The sequence below is a fragment of the Pedobacter punctiformis genome, assembly GCF_027213715.1.
In the GTDB taxonomy this organism is placed as follows: domain Bacteria; phylum Bacteroidota; class Bacteroidia; order Sphingobacteriales; family Sphingobacteriaceae; genus Pedobacter; species Pedobacter punctiformis.
This window is the reverse complement of sequence record NZ_JAPWGM010000003.1, coordinates 251862-271389: the sequence shown is the minus strand read 5'-3', so window position 1 is coordinate 271389 and position 19528 is coordinate 251862. Positions and strand designations below refer to the sequence as shown.

General features: G+C 36.7%; 19 protein-coding genes and 1 tRNA gene. 14 read left to right on the top strand and 6 right to left on the bottom strand.

Annotation, left to right across the window (positions count from 1 at the left end; genetic code table 11):
* Positions 1–134 precede the first annotated feature (134 nt).
* From O0955_RS10225 to O0955_RS10210, 4 genes are all read right to left on the bottom strand, one after another.
* Positions 135–1301 carry a DUF418 domain-containing protein gene (locus O0955_RS10225; protein ID WP_269427449.1) on the bottom strand — a complete coding sequence of 389 codons (1167 nt, stop codon included), beginning with the start codon at positions 1299–1301 and terminating at the stop codon, positions 135–137.
* Positions 1302–1571: 270 nt separating this feature from the next.
* On the bottom strand, positions 1572–2090 hold the full coding sequence (locus O0955_RS10220; protein WP_269427448.1) for a hypothetical protein: 519 nt from the start codon (positions 2088–2090) through the stop codon (positions 1572–1574).
* A gap of 296 nt (positions 2091–2386) precedes the next feature.
* Positions 2387–2458, bottom strand: a tRNA-Cys gene (locus O0955_RS10215).
* Between the two features lie 207 nt (positions 2459–2665).
* Positions 2666–3196 carry an NAD(P)H-dependent oxidoreductase gene (locus O0955_RS10210; protein WP_269427447.1) on the bottom strand — a complete coding sequence of 177 codons (531 nt, stop codon included), beginning with the start codon at positions 3194–3196 and terminating at the stop codon, positions 2666–2668.
* Positions 3197–3296: 100 nt separating this feature from the next.
* On the opposite strand from O0955_RS10210, the gene O0955_RS10205 reads away from it, so the two are divergent.
* The 3 genes from O0955_RS10205 to O0955_RS10195 all read left to right on the top strand — a co-directional run bounded on the left by O0955_RS10205 (position 3297) and on the right by O0955_RS10195 (position 4774).
* Positions 3297–3653, top strand: coding sequence for a winged helix-turn-helix transcriptional regulator (locus O0955_RS10205; RefSeq protein ID WP_269427446.1), 357 nt, complete (start codon positions 3297–3299; stop codon positions 3651–3653).
* 125 nt (positions 3654–3778) lie between these two features.
* Positions 3779–4078, top strand: a complete 300-nt coding sequence (locus O0955_RS10200; RefSeq protein WP_269427445.1) for a GNAT family N-acetyltransferase — start codon at positions 3779–3781, stop codon at positions 4076–4078.
* 312 nt (positions 4079–4390) lie between these two features.
* The gene (locus tag O0955_RS10195; protein WP_269427444.1) at positions 4391–4774 is read left to right on the top strand and encodes a hypothetical protein; all 384 of its coding nucleotides are present in this window, start codon (positions 4391–4393) and stop codon (positions 4772–4774) included.
* Positions 4775–4852: 78 nt separating this feature from the next.
* On the opposite strand, the gene O0955_RS10190 is transcribed toward O0955_RS10195, so the two are convergent.
* Together O0955_RS10190 and O0955_RS10185 are read right to left on the bottom strand one after the other, a co-directional pair.
* On the bottom strand, positions 4853–5479 hold the full coding sequence (locus tag O0955_RS10190; RefSeq protein ID WP_269427443.1) for a M23 family metallopeptidase: 627 nt from the start codon (positions 5477–5479) through the stop codon (positions 4853–4855).
* A gap of 48 nt (positions 5480–5527) precedes the next feature.
* Positions 5528–6760, bottom strand: a complete 1233-nt coding sequence (locus tag O0955_RS10185) for a metallophosphoesterase (protein WP_269427442.1) — start codon at positions 6758–6760, stop codon at positions 5528–5530.
* Positions 6761–6991: 231 nt separating this feature from the next.
* On the opposite strand from O0955_RS10185, the gene O0955_RS10180 reads away from it, so the two are divergent.
* From O0955_RS10180 to O0955_RS10130, 11 genes are all read left to right on the top strand, one after another.
* Positions 6992–7429, top strand: coding sequence for an RrF2 family transcriptional regulator (locus O0955_RS10180; RefSeq protein WP_269427441.1), 438 nt, complete (start codon positions 6992–6994; stop codon positions 7427–7429).
* Between the two features lie 213 nt (positions 7430–7642).
* Positions 7643–9733, top strand: a complete 2091-nt coding sequence (locus O0955_RS10175; RefSeq protein ID WP_269427440.1) for a HEPN domain-containing protein — start codon at positions 7643–7645, stop codon at positions 9731–9733.
* A gap of 2 nt (positions 9734–9735) precedes the next feature.
* Entirely contained in the window at positions 9736–10512 is a 777-nt protein-coding gene (cobA, locus tag O0955_RS10170; RefSeq protein ID WP_269427439.1) for a uroporphyrinogen-III C-methyltransferase, read from the top strand.
* A complete protein-coding gene (locus O0955_RS10165; RefSeq protein WP_269427438.1) occupies positions 10496–12007 on the top strand; it encodes a TSUP family transporter in 1512 nt (503 codons plus the stop codon). The genes cobA (O0955_RS10170) and O0955_RS10165 overlap by 17 nt, the downstream gene beginning before the upstream one ends.
* 3 nt (positions 12008–12010) lie before the next feature.
* Positions 12011–12715: a phosphoadenylyl-sulfate reductase gene (locus O0955_RS10160; protein ID WP_269427437.1), complete on the top strand. Its 705-nt coding sequence runs from the start codon at positions 12011–12013 to the stop codon at positions 12713–12715.
* Between the two features lie 76 nt (positions 12716–12791).
* A complete protein-coding gene (gene cysD / locus O0955_RS10155; protein ID WP_269427436.1) occupies positions 12792–13697 on the top strand; it encodes a sulfate adenylyltransferase subunit CysD in 906 nt (301 codons plus the stop codon).
* Positions 13698–13777: 80 nt separating this feature from the next.
* A complete protein-coding gene (locus tag O0955_RS10150) occupies positions 13778–15028 on the top strand; it encodes a sulfate adenylyltransferase subunit 1 (protein WP_269427435.1) in 1251 nt (416 codons plus the stop codon).
* A gap of 153 nt (positions 15029–15181) precedes the next feature.
* The gene (locus O0955_RS10145; RefSeq protein ID WP_269427434.1) at positions 15182–15661 is read left to right on the top strand and encodes a hypothetical protein; all 480 of its coding nucleotides are present in this window, start codon (positions 15182–15184) and stop codon (positions 15659–15661) included.
* A 135-nt stretch (positions 15662–15796) separates the two neighbouring features.
* Complete coding sequence (cobA, locus tag O0955_RS10140; RefSeq protein WP_269427433.1) at positions 15797–16591, top strand: uroporphyrinogen-III C-methyltransferase; 795 nt, start codon at positions 15797–15799, stop codon at positions 16589–16591.
* A 240-nt stretch (positions 16592–16831) separates the two neighbouring features.
* Complete coding sequence (locus O0955_RS10135; protein ID WP_269427432.1) at positions 16832–18244, top strand: glycogen synthase; 1413 nt, start codon at positions 16832–16834, stop codon at positions 18242–18244.
* 8 nt (positions 18245–18252) lie between these two features.
* Complete coding sequence (locus O0955_RS10130; RefSeq protein WP_269427431.1) at positions 18253–19521, top strand: glucose-1-phosphate adenylyltransferase; 1269 nt, start codon at positions 18253–18255, stop codon at positions 19519–19521.
* Positions 19522–19528: the final 7 nt, after the last annotated feature.

Genomic DNA, 19528 nt, shown 5'->3' with positions numbered 1-19528 from the left:
GTAAACTTTCCACCAAAACGTTAAAAAAGAACAACACAAGTCTTAGCCTGATCTAAGGCTTGTGTTGTTTTAATGATTCCCGGTTGGTTAAATTAAAAACCTAGAAGAAGGTTAACGCCTGGAACTTACAGAGTTTATTTTTGCTTTTTTAGCGGCAAACGTTTTTGATAGCTCAATTGGCGCCAAATCCACTCTACCGGTCCATAATTATAACGGGTCAGCCACCAGCGGCTAAAGTAAACCTGGATGGTATAAATGCCGATAGCCAGTATAAGGTAAAACCAAATCGGTTTGCTGGTCCAAATGCCCAGCCCAAAACCCGAAAACAGGAGCATACCTATTAAATTTTGCATCATATAATTGGTCAGGGTCATTTTTCCCATCACAGCCAGAGCAGCAAAAAAGCGTTTGCTTTTATCGGCAATGTACAACCAGCATATTACACTAACTATAAATATCATCGAACTTAGAATCAGCCAGTATTGTACATTATAATATTTTTTGCTCGTCCATTTTAAATTTTTATCAATCAATAAAAAAGCGGTAAGCAACAAAGTAATACCCAGCGAAAACCAAAAGGCCTTTTTTACCTGTTTTGTTTTTAATTTAAGATTGTTAAAGAAATTAATCCGGTACAAAGTAAATCCCCATAAGAAGCAACAAAACATTACAACATGTACCGTATAAAGATAAGGTTTGCTTATAATCTGGCCAACATAGGTGCCTTTAAGCCCAAAGGTTAACACATCTGTTAAATTGCTGCTTTTATACAGATAAAATAATGGACTTAGTGGGTTTGTTTTCGCTGTATTTAACGAGTTGATATAGGCGTGAAGCACCGGAATGGAGAACAATAAAATTAAGCTTGCAATAAAGCTGGTTTTAGGCGAACTTCGATAAAACAACAACAGCAGTAATCCTAAAATGGCATAATCCTTAAGTATATCACCAAAAAAGAGTGCACTGTTAATTAATGCCAGTACCAGCAGCCAAAACATGCGGCCTGCAAAAAACGCATACGGATTGTGCCCTTTGTTGCTTACATTATTCATTAAAACAGCAAAGCCGTAGCCAAATAATAAGCTGAGCATCGTCCATGATTTCGCTGCAAAAACGGTCTTCATGAAATACATTAATGTGCTTGTTAAAGTATCTGGCTTAAAAACTTCAAAATCTTTGTCGATTACAAAAAAGTCAAAATAGTTCATTAAAACTACACCAAGAAGTGCCCAGCCTCTAAGTATATCTACTATTAAGGTTCGTTGATTGGGTGGTATAGGTTGAGTGGATACATCATTCATTTACATAGGGATTAGGTAGATTGATTTAATGATTGTGTTTTAAAATTACATAATAGTATCCTTTGTTGTGCAGTGGTGCTTGATTTTTTAGCAGGTTATCTGGATTAGGATTTAGAGATTCGTAAATAAAATAAATGCAATATTGTTGCGTTTGATAAAAATAATATTTACTTTTGATCAGTTTAGGTTATAGTTAGTTGATTAATGGGGGAGTTGTGGTTAACTCCTCCATTCTTTTTATAAGCAACTTCTGCAGGATTTAATTTGCAGCTATAATTTTTCGATAAAGCCTATAGAAATTCCTGTGAAACAATCATCCTGGCAACCATTTTCTACATAACCACAGGAAGAGATCATTCCATTATTTTTGGCTTCAAAATACGTTTCAGCATCTTTTCTTTTCAGTAACCATTCATTTTTTGCCATCAAATATACTTCATCTAGGGTTTTAGTTGCTGCCCCTTCCTGATGAGTATTCAGGCTGGCTTTGTCTTCAATCCATTCTTTTAAAACAATTACCGCATGTGTTTTTTGATCAATATTTTTGGCAACATAACTTCGTTTAACAACCTCACCATTTTGTACGGTAATTATCGTTTGCGAGCTATAACCCGTCCAGGATGCTGTATTAGCCTGATAGCGGTAAGCGTTGCTGGTTGATGCTTTAAAGTTTAACCAGGCCTGGTAGCTTTTGGTATAATCACTTTGATAAACCATATTATCTTTCTTACAAGCAGCTAAAAAAGTTCCTGTTATCAGCAAAATCAAAATGTAATGGTATTTTTTCATATCCGGTTGTTTATTGCATAAACGAGTAAACAAAGGTATACGCTACACCTGATTAAATAAGTAAACAATTGCCAATAGTAATGGTTGTTTGGATAAGGTATTGATAATGAGGGTTTATTTTGAATAGAAATGATGAAAAAACGAATTTGTATACTGGAGGATAATGATATATCCTAACACAGAGGAGGTATAGATGACCCTGAATTATAAAAAAGACTAAAAGCAACAAAGCTATCCATCCAGATAGCTTTGTTAACAACAAAACAAATATATGATAACCAAATTATCCTAATTTGACGTCATGGGCGGACTCGAACCGCCGTAAAAGGTTTTGCAGACCTGTACCTAAACCACTCGGCCACATGACTATATTTTTAATCCCATTTACTGTAAACAGAAACCGAATTAAGGTTAGGCAAATATAAAAAATATTATATATAATCTATAGAAATAGTAGTATTTATTTTGACCGGGATTATTTTTTATTAAAAATGTGTCTATATGTTTGTGAAGCTATTCTTTCAGGGCTTGGGTTAATGTACTTTACTTATTCAATAATGATGATAGAAAAATATCTACAAAGCATCTAAAAAATCGATGTAAAGCGGAACACTTTTCTCAATCCATTCTTTTGAAGCGTTTAACTCCATCCCATAATAAGCAAAAGAGGGCTTGTAATCTGCTTTGATATATTCAAAAGTAAGTTCAAATGGTCTTGTTAATTGGGCTAAAGTATATTTATATTTTTCAGATCGATTGTATTCTTGTTCGGCTATCCCAACGGTAATTGCCAGGGCAATTTTCTTTTCAGCAACTTTATAACCGCTTTTGCTGCCATAAGCCCAACCATAGGTAAGAACCTCATCTAACCATTTTTTAAAAAAAGGAGGGGAGCTAAACCAGTAAAATGGAAACTGAAAAACAATTTTATCATAAGCTTCAATCAGCTTTTGCTCCAGTACCACATCAATTTTTTCATCAGGATAAACTTCGTGTAGCTGATGAACAGCATATTTTTCGGGATATTTATTCAGTTCCTCAATCCATCTTTTATTGATAGCCGAATCTTTGATATTGGGGTGAATGACGATAATTAAGGTGCTCATATAGTATTAAACTTAAAATCAATGACGGCAAAAATACTTTGCAATACGTACATTTTGTACATTAGCAACCCATTGTATGGTACTATAAAAAATGTAAGTAATGACAAAAATTAAAGAAAGTTCAACCCATGCTGCGAACAAAAAAGCGCTTACAGAAGAATGTTTAGAAGTTTATGCTTCAAATATTATCGGAGGGCAATGGTCATTAGCCATTTGTTGTTATCTGATTAAGGGGAAACACAGATTTGGGGAGTTAAAAAAGTGTTTGCCAAATATTACCGAACGAATGCTGACCCTTCAATTACGAAAACTGGAAGAAAGTAAAATCGTTAAACGAACGGTTTATGCAGAGGTTCCGCCCCGTGTGGAGTATGAATTAACGAAAATAGGGTATGAGCTTTTGCCGATAATTAAAGAACTCGAAAAATGGGGTAAAAAACATAAAAATCTGGGCTAAAAATGATTAGTGTTTAATCCATGTTATCCATTTGTAAATACTGAGATTCAATAAGCAGAAATAGACAATTGCCTGTGTTTTTTGTAAGACTATTGTTTATCTTAGTTCTGCAAAAGCATAATATCATGTCAGAAATAAAATTTGAAACCGGTAACGGAGAGCCTGCTGCATTTAACTTATATGATGAAGGACGGAAAATTGGTGAAATGATTGTCGAAATTAACGGAACCGACTTAACGGTTTACCATACCGAAGTTGATGAAGATCAATCGGGTAAGGGCTACGCCGGACAATTGCTGGCTTCGATGGTGAATTATGTCAGAGCACACAATTTAAAAGTTATCCCACTTTGTCCTTATGTGCATGCACAATTTAAACGTCACCCGGATTTATATGGCGACATTTGGAATCGTACTGCAGAGTAAAATCACTTTATATTTTAATTAACCCATCTTGTAAAACCATATTGATTATGGTTTTTTGACTATCTGTGCATTCATTCTTCGAATATTCTTTTGTATAATTTTCCATCACGGGTGTAGCGTTTTTGTTCGGACCAGCGTTTTATAAAAGATAAATAAAACTATTGAACCTAAAAAAGAGCCGCCTATGCATCTGAAAAAAAACTAAACACGGAAAACCGAATACTAAACACGGTTTTCGGGTTATCGATTGGTTTTAGCCAATAAACTTTACACCTTTTATAATTTTGCCGTCACTAATGATTACATAAACTTATGAAGAAGCGAACCTCCCTATTTTTAACAGCTGCTTTTACCACCTTCCTTTTTTCTTGCGAAAAAGATATTAAACAAACAAAATGTTACCAGGTTAAATACATTTCAAATTACTGTACAGAACAGGGCTCGGTATTGGTGAGCTTTGGCACTACAAATACAGATGCCACACCTATAAAAGATAACGACGGAAAAATTATTGAATACCAGGCTGCTTTAATTAATGTATCCGAAAGCTACCGGATTCAGAACAAAATTTTTTATGTCAAATACCATTACAATTCTAATGATAACATTGAAATTAAGTCATGCCCTCAGGGACCAGCTGCGGTTAAGGTTTTAACCGTAGATGCCGTATCAAATGATGATTGCAACGTAAATTAAGACAAGATTTAAAAGAATATCCGCAATAAAGCCCAATTCAGTTATGGATTGGGCTTATTGTTTATAAAAATGAAGAACTTATTTTACATGCTCTTTAATAAAAACCTGAGGATTGAAATAACGGTCGTTTAACTGGGTTTTATTCATGGTTAACCAGCTGGCACAGCCATAATCATCAAATTTTTTGCGTATTTCCAGGTGCAAATGATGGTAATCGCCGCCATATTTTTTACTTTCTTCAGGCGTAAATAAGCGGGCCAATTTAGTGTTAGGGTTAACTTGTTGTCCGTTAGATACATAAACTTCTTTAAGATGTTTGTAAGTGGTAAACATGATCTTTCCATCTTTTAATTTATGTTTTACCACAACTGTACGTTGGTTTTCGCCAAGATGAATGGAGCAAACTACGCCATTGGCCATTGGATAAACAGCGACCAGCTTTGTTTTTGGTTTGGCCGGGTTAATGTCGATCGCGGTATGGATATGGCCTTTGTAAAAACTATCCCGGTGATCGCCGAATATGCTGATGATTTTAATGTTTTTAACCTCTTTGCGATTGCTCACATCAAATGGCAAAAACCATTTATCTGCAGTAAGGTCAGGATTGGCATCTGTATAATAGGGCTTCCAGCGATCTTTATCATTGTCAATAGTAGGCGTTTCTGCAAAGAAAATGGTAAACAGAATAATTAAGATTGTTCTCATCAATTAAATATTTATAGGGAACAAGATAATAATTTATTAACTATTTACTTAGTTGTTTTCTGTTTTTCTTTTCAATTCGATCACTGTAATTTCCGGCCAGATGCCGATACGCCCTGAAAAACCCAGAAAACCAAAACCACGGTTAATGTTTAGGTAGCGGTTATTTTCTGTTTTAATACCTGCCCAATGTTTATACCGGTATTTTACAAGGCTCCATTTAATTCCGAAGGCTTCAATTCCAAACTGCATTCCATGTGTATGACCTGCAAGGGTAAGTTGAATTTTAGAAGGAAATTGCTTGACCTGAGCATCCCAATGAGAAGGATCGTGAGAAAGGAGTACCTTAAAATCGTTCACATTTGTGTTTCTCAAAGCTTTTTCTAAATCGCCACGCTCCCCAAACCCAATTCCCCAGTTTTCTATACCCGCTAAAATAATCTTCTCTCCGTTTTTAATCAGTTCCACATGTTCATCCAGTAAAAGTTTAAAACCTAAATCTTTGTGATATTCTTTTAGTTGTTGAAGATTTTGTACTTTATCTGCTTCAGTTGGCCATTTAATATAATCTCCGTAATCATGGTTCCCTAAAATGGAAAACTGTCCGTATGGCGCTTTAATCTGAGAAAAATGTCCCAGATAAGGTTTAATTTCCGAAGCCGCATTATTAACCAAATCGCCGGTAAAAACAAAAAGATCACTTTTTTGTGCATTAATCATGTCGATTCCTTTTTGTACGGCTACCGGATTGGTAAAACTTCCGGCATGCACATCAGAGATTTGTGTAATGGTAAAACCATCGAAACTTACGGGCAAATCATCAAAAAATAAAGTATGCTTAATTACCCGGTAAGCATATTTGCCGAGCGTTATTCCATAAGCAAAAAGGGCCAGGGTTATGGCAAACATGAACAATGAGAAATCTACCCAATAATTATTTCTGGCAACCCAGTGAAATCCGGCAGATGTAAAATTTGAATTTACAGTGAGGATTAAGCGGTACAGATCGCCAATGATTAAAAATATAGCGAAAACCAGCTCTGAGCCCAGGAGAATTAAAAATGCATGGCTTATAATTTGAAAAAACTTATTCATGCCGGAGCGCCTCATTTTTGTGATTGCAAAAAATAAGGCAACAGAAAGACCTATAACGGCAAGCCAAAATACAGGAGCTAACCAGGACTGATGGAAGATTGTACTAAGGCCCGAAAGCACATAAGCATTAATTAATAAAAAGGCTAAAGCGAACAGGATGATGGGTAAAAGGTTAAATCTTCTCTTCATTTATAGAGTTAAAATGTAAATTTTGATAAAAGTAGCTTTTAAACGCAGATAAATACCTGGAAGTTTTGTGTGACTGATATTTTTACGATTGTTTGATTAAAGCACCCAAATAGTGGCCGCTATTGTAAAAGATTTGTTTGCAAAGCCTGAAATTTGAAATGTGTACATTTAAACGTCAATTTAAAAGCACACAGGTTTTAAATTTTACATTCTTTTATTAGCTTTGTGCATATGCTATCCAAAAAAACAAAATATGCCATAAAGGCTTTAGTCGCACTTGGCAAAAATGTAGAGAAACCACCTATGCAAATTTCAAAAATAGCAGAGGAGGAGCATATTCCTAAAAAATTCCTCGAGCAAATTCTGCTCGATTTACGTAATGCCGGCTTTTTGTACAGTAAAAAAGGAGCAGGAGGCGGTTATAGTCTGAATAAAAAACCGGAAGAAATTTTCCTGGTACAAGTCATGAGGATTACCGATGGGCCAATTGCAATGGTGCCATGTGCAAGTTTAAATTTTTATCACAAATGCGATGAGTGCACGGACGAAGTAACCTGCGGCATTAGAAGTGCTTTTATTGATGTAAGAGACGCCACTTTAAAGGTTTTGGCTGAGACCAGTATTGCCGATGTGATTGCCCGTGAAGACAAGCTGAAAATGTTGGTTTAAAATTTTTTACAAAAAATTACGACTATTCCTATATACTTTATATATTTGGCGGATGAAATTCAATACAAATTATAATGATATGCGTAACCAACTGATGTGTTGCTACTGTAAAGTGGCATAAGGGGCGATCTATAATTATAATTTATATAAAAATATTTGATGCTTCCCGGTAAAAAAGGAAGCATTTTTTGAATAAAAGCAAAACAACAAAACATGCAAAGTTTCAGAACAGAACTCGAAAACCCGGTTATTGAGCAGGATATTATCGATTTAGAGAAAAAAATCAGGGCTTTTAGGGACGGAACCATACACGACGAAAAATTTAGGAGTTTACGTTTAGCCCGTGGGGTATATGGCCAGCGTCAGCCCGGGGTACAAATGGTGCGTATTAAATTGCCCTTTGGTAAAGTTACCTTTAAGCAATTGCTGCGTATTGCTGATATTGCCGATGAATATGGAAGCGGAAACCTGCATTTAACTACCCGCCAGGATATTCAAATTCATTATGTGAGTTTAGATAGAACACCGGAACTTTGGGCAAAACTGGAGCAGGATGATATTACACTTCGCGAAGCCTGTGGAAATACAGTTCGTAATGTAACTTCTTCACCCAATGCAGGGATTGATCCGGATGAACCGTTTGATGTTTCTCCATATGCACAAGCTGTTTTTGCTTACTTTTTACGAAACCCGATTTGCCAGGAAATGGGCAGAAAGATTAAGATTTCGTTCTCTTCGAGTGATAAAGATACGGCGTATAGTTATATTCACGATTTAGGTTTTATCCCTAAATTAAACGAAAAAGGAGCACGTGGATTTAAGGTTTTGTTTGCTGGTGGTTTGGGCGCCCAGCCTTTTCTGGCCAATGCCGTACACGAGTTTTTACCTGAAGACCAGTTAATTCCTTTTACTGAATCTGTTTTAAGGGTTTTCGACCGTTACGGTGAGCGGACCAACCGGAATAAGGCCCGTTTAAAATACTTAGTTCAGAAACTAGGTTTGGAAGAGGTTTTACGTTTGGTGGCTGAAGAACGTATTGCCAATAAAGTAAAAACGTTTAAAATTAATTTAAATACGGTTCCTCAACCTCCTTTGCCTTTAGCGCAAAACTATGGCGAAGTAACTATAGAAAACGAAAAACACTATAAACACTGGCTGGCTACAAATGTAATAGAACAAAAGCAAAGTGGTTTTTATGGGGTGTACATTAAAGTGCAGGTTGGCGATATTAAAACAGATAAAGCCCGGGCTTTGGTGGAGGCAATCAGACCCCATGTTGCAGATGAAGTGAGAATTACTCAAAACCAGGGCTTACTTTTAAAATTCGTAAGTAAAGAAGCTTTGCCTTCATTATACGTAGCGTTAAACAAAATTGGCTACACAACGGCCGGTTTTGATAGTTTGGCTGATATTACAACTTGTCCCGGAACAGATACCTGTAACCTGGGCATCTCCAACTCAATGACTTTAGCAGAGGTTTTGGAAGACGTGATTTATACAGATTTTCCTGAATTTATTTACGAAAAGAACATTAAAATTAAAATCAGTGGCTGTATGAATTCCTGCGGTCAGCATGGTTTGGCCGAAATTGGTTTTCATGGCAGCTCGGTAAAGGCGTCAGGTAAAGTAGTACCGGCGGTACAGGTAATGCTTGGTGGTGGAACCGTTGGAAATGGCGTTGGAAGGGTAGCCGAAAGGGTTATTAAAGTGCCATCAAAAAGAGCTACAAGTGTATTGCACTATATTTTAAATGATTTTAAAGCCAATAACCTGGAAGATGAAAATTTCCATGCCTATTACGACAGGAAAGGTAAGGATCATTTTTACCAGCTTTTAAAGCCGCTGGCAGATTTAACTAATCTTCAAAACGAAGAATTTGTGGATTGGGGCCATGTAGAACAATTTGAAACCGCAATTGGCGTAGGCGAATGTGCAGGAGTAGTAATTGATTTAGTTGCAACTTTATTACTTGAAGCAGATGAAAAATTTGATTGGGCAAAGCAGAACTTGGATAAAAAAGCCTATGCAGATGCCATTTATCATACCTACAGCACCTTTGTAAGCGCAGCAAAATCTCTGCTTTTAGATAAAGGAATAAACAGCAGCACACAAGTGGGAGTAATCCGCGAATTTGATAACCATTATGTAGAGAGCGGCGAATTTTCTTTAAAGACTTCTTTTTCAGATTTGGTTTTACAAATCAACAAAAATGAACCTTCAGCAGAATTTGCACAGCAATATTTTGAAGATGCAAATCAATTTTTAAACCAGATCAAAGCCAAAAGGGCTGTAATAGCATTATAATCATGATTGAGCAAAAATTAAATAAAGAATCCAAAATAACCCTTTTAGGCGCTGGTCCGGGTGATCCGGATTTATTAACTTTAAAAGGTGTTAAAGCTTTGCAAACAGCAGATGTGGTTTTATACGATGCCTTAACCAATGAGGCTTTGTTAGAACATGCTCCTGAAGATGCAATTAAAGTTTACGTAGGTAAACGCTCCGGCGAACATTCTTATCCACAAGATACCATTAACAAACTAATGATTGATTATGCCCTTAATTATGGTCATGTAGTACGCTTAAAAGGTGGCGATCCATTTGTTTTCGGAAGAGGTTATGAAGAGCTTGACTATGCAGCTTCTTACAGCATTCCGGTAAGTGTTATCCCTGGTATTTCCAGTTCTATTGGTGTACCCGGTTTACAGCAAATTCCGGTTACCCACCGGGGTTTAAGCGAAAGTTTTTGGGTAATTACCGGCACCACAACTTCAGGAGCAGTATCTGCCGATATTTATCAGGCAGCCGAATCAAACGCAACAGTGGTAATTTTAATGGGTTTAAAAAAACTTCCTCAAATTGTAGAAATCTTTAAAGCTTCGGGTAAAAATCATTTACCGGCGGCCGTTATTCAAAATGGCTCAGCAGAAGATGAGAAACTGGTCATTGGGAGAGTAGAAAATATAGAGGATCTGGTTAAGCAGGAAAACATCAAAGCGCCGGCCTTACTTATTTTTGGCGAAGTTGTTTCATTACATCCTTCATTTAAAAAACTGGTCAAACAATATGCAGCTATCGCCTAACCAACAAGATAATGAACAAACTTTTTCTGAAGAGGAAAAAGGTAATCAGCTGTTCCCGGTTTTTGTAAAACTGAACAAGCTGCATACATTATTAATTGGTGCAGGTAATATTGGACTGGAAAAACTTAGGGCAATAATAAACAATAGCAACCGTGCTAAAATTACAATTGTTGCCGAGATGATTTTGCCTGAGGTTTATGAGCTTATTAAAGATTATCCTCAAATTAAAATCAAGCAAAAAAGCTTTGATGTTGACGACTTAAACGATATTGATATTGTTTTTGCAGCAACAAATAATCAAATTTTAAATGAAGAAATCAGGGCAGTAACGCATGAAAAAGGCTTATTAATCAATGTAGCGGATAAACCTGAACTTTGCGATTTTTATTTAGGTTCTATTGTTCAGAAAGGTGATTTAAAGATTGCCATTTCAACCAATGGTAAATCGCCAACCATAGCCAAGCGACTAAAACAGATATTAAATGAAGGTTTGCCGGCAGAGCTGGATGCAACCTTACAAAACATGAGCGCCTTAAGAAATACCTTAAATGGTGATTTTACGGCTAAGGTTAAAAAATTGAATAAGGTTACCGAAAGTTTGGTGAACCCGAGAAAGAATTTTTTTGAAGCTAATATTAAATGGTTAATCTGGCTGGCGGCAATTTTACTGTTAGGAACCGCAGGTATTACCTTATGGAATACCGAACCGGAATTTCAAACCTTTTTTATCAACATAGATCCTTTATTTTATTGGTTTTTAGGTGCAGGTTTTGTGTTTGCGCTGATTGATGGAGCAATAGGGATGTCGTATGGTGTAACCTCGGCATCATTTTCTTTAGCAATGGGTTTACCACCTGCATCGGCAAGTATGGCCATTCACATTTCCGAGGTAATGAGTAATGGTATAGCCGGTTGGATGCATTATAAAATGGGTAATGTAAACTGGAAACTCTTTAAAATATTAATTATTCCGGCCATTATTGGTGCAGTGTTAGGTGCTTACATTTTATCCTCACTGGAACATTACAGTTCTTATGTAAAACCGGTTGTTGCAGTTTATACTTTGTTTTTAGGTGGTGTTATCTTAATGAAAGCCTTCAATATTAAAAGAAAAAAAGCAGAGCATAAAATTAAAAAAATCGGTCTTTTAGGTTTCGTAGGTGGTTTTATCGATGCTGCTTTTGGTGGTGGATGGGGTTCTATCGTATTATCAAGCTTAATTGCTGGGGGCAGGCATCCGTTATTTTCGCTTGGGACAGTAAAAATCAGTCGTTTTTTTATTGCCACATTAAGTTCATTAACCTTTTTTACCATGCTTGGTGGTAAACATTGGGAAGCGGTCCTTGGTCTGATTATTGGAAGTGCAATCGCATCACCAATTGCAGCGAAGGTTTCGAATAAAATTTCAGCAAAAACGATTATGGTGGCTGTTGGGATTATTGTAATGTTGGTGAGTTTACGAAGTGTGGTGCTATTTATTTTAAAATTATTTTAGGCGATGGGGAATTTAGAGGAGATTAAACAACAATTAACAGGTTTAAATACCATTGATAAGTTAAAATGGCTGGCAGATCAATATGCCGGTAAAATTATATTTTCAACCAGCTTTGGTTGGGAAGACCAGGTAATTACGCATTTAATTTTTGCAAATAACATTCCGATTAAAGTATTTACATTGGAAACAGGACGGCTTTTTCCTGAAACGTATTACGTTTGGAACCGTACCTTAGAAATTTATAATAAACCAATTCATGCCTATTATCCTAAAAATGAATTGTTGCAGGATATGGTGAACACGAAAGGGCCAAACAGCTTTTATGAATCGGTAGAAAACCGGAAAGAGTGCTGTTATATTCGTAAAATAGAGCCTTTGAAAAGAGCCCTGAGCGGGAATGAAATATGGGTTACAGGAATCAGGGCAGATCAAAGTGCCAACCGCGAGGATATGCACGACCTGGAATGGGATGAAGGCAATCAGTTAATTAAATTTCACCCCATTTTCGATTGGACACTGGATAACGTAAAGGATTATATTAAAGAACATAACATCGTTTACAATACTTTACATGATAAAGGTTTTCCAAGCATTGGTTGTGCCCCATGTACCAGAGCCGTACAACCTGGCGAAGATTTTAGAGCTGGAAGATGGTGGTGGGAAGATCAATCTAAAAAAGAATGCGGACTGCATGTAACACAGTCTTAAAGGCACAGGAGCAGGGCGAACAAAACATCATTGCGATGAACAATTGTAATGAAAATTAAAAAGACAACAACAAAGAATGAGCACATATAATTTTGATTATTTAGATGAATTAGAGGCCGAGGCCATTCACATTTTACGTGAAGTGGCGGGGCAGTTTGAAAAACCGGCATTATTGTTTTCGGGAGGAAAAGATTCAATTACTTTGGTTCGTTTGGCAGAAAAAGCTTTCCGTCCGGGTAAATTTCCTTTCCCTTTGGTACACATCGATACCGGTCATAACTTTGAAGAAACCATTACTTACCGCGATAAAATGATTGAACGGATTGGCGAAAAATTAATCGTTGGTTCGGTTCAGGAATCTATAGACCAGGGGAAAGTAGTAGAGCAAAAGGGTAAAAACGCAAGTAGAAATACCTTGCAAACCGTTACTCTTTTGGATACCATTGCTAAATATGAATTTGACGCCTGTATTGGAGGCGCCAGACGGGATGAAGAAAAAGCCCGTGCAAAAGAACGTATCTTCTCGGTACGTGACGAATTTGGACAGTGGGATCCAAAACGCCAGCGTCCTGAACTTTGGAATATTTACAATGGAAAAATCCACAAAGGAGAAAATGTCCGTGTTTTCCCAATCAGTAACTGGACTGAGCTTGATGTTTGGAATTACATTCGCAGGGAGAAGATTGATTTGCCAAGTATTTACTTTGCGCATGAGCGTGATTGTATCACCAGGAATGGACAATTGATGGCTGCATCGCCGTTTCTAAATATGGATGATGAAGATATTGTGATCAACAAAACAGTGCGTTTCCGTACCGTAGGTGATATGTCTTGTACGGCTGCGGTTGAATCTGAAGCCACGTTAATTGATGATATTATTTCAGAAATCAGTGCCTCAAAAATTTCGGAACGTGGTGCCCGTATGGACGATAAGGTTTCAGAAGCAGCGATGGAAGACAGGAAAAAAGGAGGATACTTTTAAAAGTTCCAAGTAGTTCGTATCAGGCGTCAAGATTTAGAATATATCCTGATAATTGATACGCTTATCTTAATACTAACACAATGAACATATTAAAATTTTTCACGGCAGGTAGTGTAGATGATGGTAAAAGTACCCTCATTGGCCGTTTATTATACGATACGGATTCTATTTTAGCCGATCAGTTGGAAGCCTTACAAAGTTCTAACCGAAAAAATGATGATGGAACAATAGATTTAGCCATTTTAACAGATGGTTTAAGGGCCGAGCGGGAGCAGGGCATTACGATCGATGTTGCTTATAAATATTTTCAAACGGATAAACGAAAATTCATTATAGCCGATACTCCGGGACACATTCAGTACACCAGAAACATGGTTACGGGTGCCTCAACAGCAAATTTGGCTATTATATTAATTGATGCCCGTAATGGAGTAGTGGAACAAACCATTCGCCACTCTTACCTGGTTTCCCTTTTAGGTATTAAACATATTGTGGTTTGCATTAATAAAATGGATATGGTTGATTACAGCGAAACTGTTTTCAATGCCATTACAGAAAAATACAAAGGTTTGGCACAGCAGCTTCATTTAAAGGATGTAACCTATATTCCGGTTAGCGCATTAAAAGGTGATAATATTGTACAATCCTCCGGAAATATGGATTGGTATGAAGGCGAAAGTTTACTGCATTTCCTTGAAAAAGTAGATACCGATGCACAGGATAAATCGCAATTTGCCCGTATGCCGGTACAATGGGTAATCAGACCTCAAACCGAAGAATTACATGATTACCGTGGTTATGCAGGCCGGGTTTTAAGTGGAACATTTAAACTGAATGATAAAGTAACGGTTCTGCCTTCAGGAGCAAGTTCAACAATTGAAAAAATTGAGTTTTTTGATCAAAGCCCTGCTGAAGCTTTAGCAGGGCAGTCGGTAACCATTCATTTAAAAGACGATGTAGACATTAGCAGGGGCGATACGATTGTAAATGCATCTGCATTGCCAAATGAATCCAAACTCATTGAAGCCGATTTATGCTGGATGGATACCCGTGCACTGGATACATCCTTAACCTATTTTATTCAGCACAACAGCAAAACGACACGCTGTAAAGTCAATGAAATTTTGCATAAAGTGGATATTAATACTTTAGAGAAACATACTGCAGATGAATTTAAATTAAATGATATTGGTCGTGTAATTATCAAAACAGCCGATGCGTTGGCCTTTGATTTGTATGACGATAACCGAACCAATGGCTCAGCCATTTTGATCGACAGCCGTACAAACCTAACCGTTGGCGCTTTAATGTTTAGAGCGGCAGTAGAGTAGTTATTATTTAAATATTTAAAGAAATATAATGGGACATCATGATGATGGTCCCATTTTTTGTTTTAAAGCATTTCTACCAATTGTTTTGAGCAGCTTATTTAATTTAAGTATCTTAGTTATAATTAGTAATTCACTCATTTTAATCGATCCATTATGAAAAAGACAGTTTTTTACCTTGCTTTTCTCGCTATTCCGTTGATGTTTAGCTGTAATCAATCTGGCAAAAAAGCCGGTACAACAGATAGTACTTCTACATCAACCGATACCATATCAAATGCACAATGTTATAAAGCAGGGTATGAAAAAGATAGTGCAGATTTAAAAATCGAAACTTTAAGTTCTGGAAAGGTTAAAGGAAAACTGGCTGTAAAATATGCTGTAAAACCTATGAATGACGGATTAATTGCCGGCGAATTTAAAGGAGACACCTTATTTGTTAATTATACTTTTAAAACAGGAGAAGATACCGTAAGCGTTCACACCAACCCACTGGCATTTTTGAAAAAGGATGGTAAATTAATTATGGGTGTAGGCCAAATTGAAACTACATTAGGCCGGTCTTATTTTGTTAAAGGTAAACCCATTAATTTCGAAAGAGGAAAATTCACTTTTGAACCTGCAGATTGTAAGTAATTTATAACACAGCCAAGCTGTTGAAAATCGATTATAATTAAATAATAAAATTATTTTAAAATAAATTACTACAATTTCTATAGACTTTATATATTTGTATAATTAATAAATGCAAACGAGCGAAAATTTTCAGTTATGATTTTAAATAAAGTAGAGAAAGCGAACATTGAACCAAAGATTACTTTAATAGGTGCAGGTCCTGGCGATCCTGATTTATTTAGTTTAAAGGGGGTAAAAGCATTAAAAACAGCTGATGTTGTTTTATATGATGCCAATGTAAACGAAGCTTTGTTAAATCATGCACCAGATGGAATTCCAAAGGTTTATGTAGGTAAACAAAGTGATGATGAATCTTTTTCGCAGGATGCTGTAAATAAGCTGATTGTTGATTATGCTTTAAACTATGGTCACGTAGTGCGTTTAAAAAGCGGAGATCCGTTTTTCTTTGCCAAAGGTTATGAAGAAATAGATGCTGCAGAATCATACAGTATTCCAACTGAAATTATTCCGGGCATTTCGAGTGCAACTGGAGCACCAAGTTTGCAAAAAATCCCAATGATTTATAAAGACCTGAGCGAAAGCTTTTGGGCAGTAACCGGAACTAATTCTAAAGGAGAGATATCAGAAGACTTATATATTGCTGCCAAAACCAAAGCAACTATTGTGGTTTTAAATGGAATAGAGAAAGTAAAAGAAATTGCGGCAATTTTCCAGTCTGAAAGTAAAAATTTACTTCCGGTTGCTGTTATTCAAAACGGTTCATCGCCGGACGAGAAAATCGCAGTAGGCATTGTAGATACCATTGCCGAAATTGTAGCAGATAAAAAAATTAATGCACCAGCGCTATTGGTATTTGGAGATGTAGTTTCATTACATCCTCAATTTCAACCTATTCGCGACTTCTATGAGATTATAGCTGAAGAATATTAGAACTTTCAGGTTAAACTTAAATTATATATTTGTTTTGTTGTAAAGCCGTGGGTATAACCTTACGGCTTTTTTATTTACACAGGATGAATAACCTTCCATTATGATCCTCATCCGTGCTTAAATTATTATCGACCAGAGCGATCCGGAAAGGTGAAATATTTAATCAAAAATAAATTTTGCATTATTTGCAAACAGCAAAACAATTAGTAACTTAACAGGGTTATCTACACCAAATATTTAATGGAAATAATACATATAAGTGCCGAGTGTTACCCTGTTGCAAAAGTTGGAGGTTTAGCCGATGTAGTAGGGGCCCTACCGAAATATCAAAATAAACTGGGCCATATTGCTAAGGTGGTTGTGCCTGCCTATGATACAAAATTTATCCGCGAAAATGATTTCGAGGTTACTTACGATGCATGGGGCAATTATGGTAATAACCATTTTCAATATCGCATACTTAAAGAAAAGACCAATAAACTGGGTTTCGACTTATACATTATACACATTCAGGGATTAACCGACCGGCCAAATGTATACGGTTATTTTGACGATACCGAACGTTTCATGGCTTTTCAAATTGCTACACTGGATTGGATTGTACAATGGGAACACCGTCCAGATGTAATTCACTGCCACGATCACCATACGGGATTAGTGCCTTTTATGGTTGCTAATTCTATAAAATATCAGTCAATCAGTTCTGTTCCTACCGTTTTAACCATTCATAACGCTCAATATCAAGGGCAGTTTGGCTGGGATAAACTCTATTATATTCCGGGTTTCGATTTATGGAAATCGGGTTTACTGGAATGGAAGAAAGATATAAATCCATTGGCTGCAGCAATTAAGTGTGCCTGGAGAGTTACTACGGTTTCGCCAAGTTACTTAGAAGAGATGAGTACCAATGCCCGTGGATTGGAAAGTTTATTAAGGCAGGAGCGGGGCAAATCTATAGGCATTTTAAATGGAATTGATAATGAGGTTTGGGATCCGCAAACAGACCCTATGCTTGAAAAAAGTTACACGATTAAAACCGTTGAAGCGGGTAAATTAGCAAACAAAACTGCACTTTGCAATGTTTTTGGATTAGATCCTTCCAAACCCCTGTTTACATTCATTGGTAGATTAGTAGATGAAAAAGGAGCAGATTTACTCCCTGATATTTTTTATACCGCTTTACAGCAGCATGGAGATAACATCAATGTTTTAGTGCTTGGCTCAGGAGACAGTTGGGTAGAGGGCAGATTAAATCAATTGAAAGAAATTTTCGAAGGAAGATATAATGCATACATCGGTTATAACGAGCAGTTATCGCACCAGATTTATGCAGGAGCAGATTTTCTGATCATGCCATCCAGAGTGGAGCCTTGTGGTTTAAATCAGCTTTATGCTTTAAGATACGGAACGGTACCGGTTGTAAGAAGGATTGGAGGTTTAAAAGATACCGTAATTGATATTGGCGATGATGGTTTTGGCATTTGCCACGATCAAACCACTATTGGAGATGTAACACATGCAATTAGCAGAGCCGTTGAATTATATAATGATAAGAAGAAATTTAAAGCTGTACGCAAAACAATGATGCAAATTGACCATTCTTGGGATAAAGCAGCACAGCAATATATAGAATTGTACCAAATATTAAAATAAGCTTAAACATGACCGACAAAGTTTTAGGCGTTATCCTTGGCGGTGGCCAGGGATCAAGACTATCGCCACTAACACAAACACGATCTAAACCGGCAGTTCCTATTGCGGGTAAGTATCGGCTGGTAGACATCCCAATTTCTAATTGCCTGAATTCAGGCATACACCGCATGTTTGTGTTAACGCAGTTCAATTCAGCATCCCTAAACAAACACATTAAAAACACGTATCACTTTAGCCATTTTAGCACGGCCTTTGTTGATATTTTAGCGGCTGAACAAACTGTACAGAACTCAGGTTGGTTTCAAGGTACAGCCGACGCCGTTAGACAGTGTATGCATCACATTGTTTCGCATGAGTTTGATTACATCTTAATTCTGTCAGGCGATCAGCTGTATCAGATGGATTTTAAAGATATGATTGAAAAACATATCGAAGCAAATGCTGAAATTTCTATCGCAACCATTCCGGTTACGGCTAAAGAGGCAACAGAATTTGGTATTCTTAAAACAGATCAGGAAAACATGATTACCTCTTTCGTAGAAAAACCGAAAACAGGTTTAGAAGACTGGATTTCTGACACTGGCGAAGAAATGCAAGCCGAAGGCCGTAATTTCCTGGCCTCTATGGGTATTTATGTGTTTAACCGTGATTTCCTGATTAACATCTTAAATGAAAATTCGGATGAAAAAGATTTTGGTAAAGAAATTTTACCAAGAGCTATTGTCGCTAACCGGGTGTTAAGCTATCAGTACGAAGGCTATTGGACAGATATTGGTAATATTTCTTCTTTCTTTGAAGCAAATTTAGGCTTAACAGACGAGCTGCCTAAGTTTAACATGTTTGATAGTAATCATACCATTTTTACAAGGGCAAGGATGCTTCCGCCTTCTAAAATTTCAGGTACCACTTTAGAAAAAACCATAATTGCTGAAGGTTGCATTATACAGGCCAGCAGGGTAGAACATGCTGTTTTAGGTATCCGGTCGCGAATTGGAAAGCATACGGTAGTGACCAATTCTTACATTATGGGTAGCGACCGTTATCAAACACTCGAAGAAATTCAGAATGAAACCAACTCAGGTAATGCTTTAATTGGTATTGGCGATCGCTGTTACATTAACAATGCAATAATTGATAAAAATTGCCGGATTGGTAATGATGTTAAAATTAATGGTGGTGATCATCTCGAAGATGGAGATTATGACCTTTATGCCGTTAAAGATGGCATTGTTGTAATTAAAAAAGGTGCAGTTTTACCAAGCGGAACCGTGATTTAAAACAATA

What these genes read in the sequence shown, in the direction of transcription:
- O0955_RS10225 (WP_269427449.1), bottom strand. Translation starts at nt 1,301, where the DNA reads ATGAATGATGTATCCACTCAACCTATACCACCCAATCAACGAACCTTA.
- O0955_RS10220 (WP_269427448.1), bottom strand. Translation starts at nt 2,090, where the DNA reads ATGAAAAAATACCATTACATTTTGATTTTGCTGATAACAGGAACTTTT.
- O0955_RS10210 (WP_269427447.1), bottom strand. Translation starts at nt 3,196, where the DNA reads ATGAGCACCTTAATTATCGTCATTCACCCCAATATCAAAGATTCGGCT.
- O0955_RS10205 (WP_269427446.1), top strand. Translation starts at nt 3,297, where the DNA reads ATGACAAAAATTAAAGAAAGTTCAACCCATGCTGCGAACAAAAAAGCG.
- O0955_RS10200 (WP_269427445.1), top strand. Translation starts at nt 3,779, where the DNA reads ATGTCAGAAATAAAATTTGAAACCGGTAACGGAGAGCCTGCTGCATTT.
- O0955_RS10195 (WP_269427444.1), top strand. Translation starts at nt 4,391, where the DNA reads ATGAAGAAGCGAACCTCCCTATTTTTAACAGCTGCTTTTACCACCTTC.
- O0955_RS10190 (WP_269427443.1), bottom strand. Translation starts at nt 5,479, where the DNA reads ATGAGAACAATCTTAATTATTCTGTTTACCATTTTCTTTGCAGAAACG.
- O0955_RS10185 (WP_269427442.1), bottom strand. Translation starts at nt 6,760, where the DNA reads ATGAAGAGAAGATTTAACCTTTTACCCATCATCCTGTTCGCTTTAGCC.
- O0955_RS10180 (WP_269427441.1), top strand. Translation starts at nt 6,992, where the DNA reads ATGCTATCCAAAAAAACAAAATATGCCATAAAGGCTTTAGTCGCACTT.
- O0955_RS10175 (WP_269427440.1), top strand. Translation starts at nt 7,643, where the DNA reads ATGCAAAGTTTCAGAACAGAACTCGAAAACCCGGTTATTGAGCAGGAT.
- cobA (WP_269427439.1), top strand. Translation starts at nt 9,736, where the DNA reads ATGATTGAGCAAAAATTAAATAAAGAATCCAAAATAACCCTTTTAGGC.
- O0955_RS10165 (WP_269427438.1), top strand. Translation starts at nt 10,496, where the DNA reads ATGCAGCTATCGCCTAACCAACAAGATAATGAACAAACTTTTTCTGAA.
- O0955_RS10160 (WP_269427437.1), top strand. Translation starts at nt 12,011, where the DNA reads ATGGGGAATTTAGAGGAGATTAAACAACAATTAACAGGTTTAAATACC.
- cysD (WP_269427436.1), top strand. Translation starts at nt 12,792, where the DNA reads ATGAGCACATATAATTTTGATTATTTAGATGAATTAGAGGCCGAGGCC.
- O0955_RS10150 (WP_269427435.1), top strand. Translation starts at nt 13,778, where the DNA reads ATGAACATATTAAAATTTTTCACGGCAGGTAGTGTAGATGATGGTAAA.
- O0955_RS10145 (WP_269427434.1), top strand. Translation starts at nt 15,182, where the DNA reads ATGAAAAAGACAGTTTTTTACCTTGCTTTTCTCGCTATTCCGTTGATG.
- cobA (WP_269427433.1), top strand. Translation starts at nt 15,797, where the DNA reads ATGATTTTAAATAAAGTAGAGAAAGCGAACATTGAACCAAAGATTACT.
- O0955_RS10135 (WP_269427432.1), top strand. Translation starts at nt 16,832, where the DNA reads ATGGAAATAATACATATAAGTGCCGAGTGTTACCCTGTTGCAAAAGTT.
- O0955_RS10130 (WP_269427431.1), top strand. Translation starts at nt 18,253, where the DNA reads ATGACCGACAAAGTTTTAGGCGTTATCCTTGGCGGTGGCCAGGGATCA.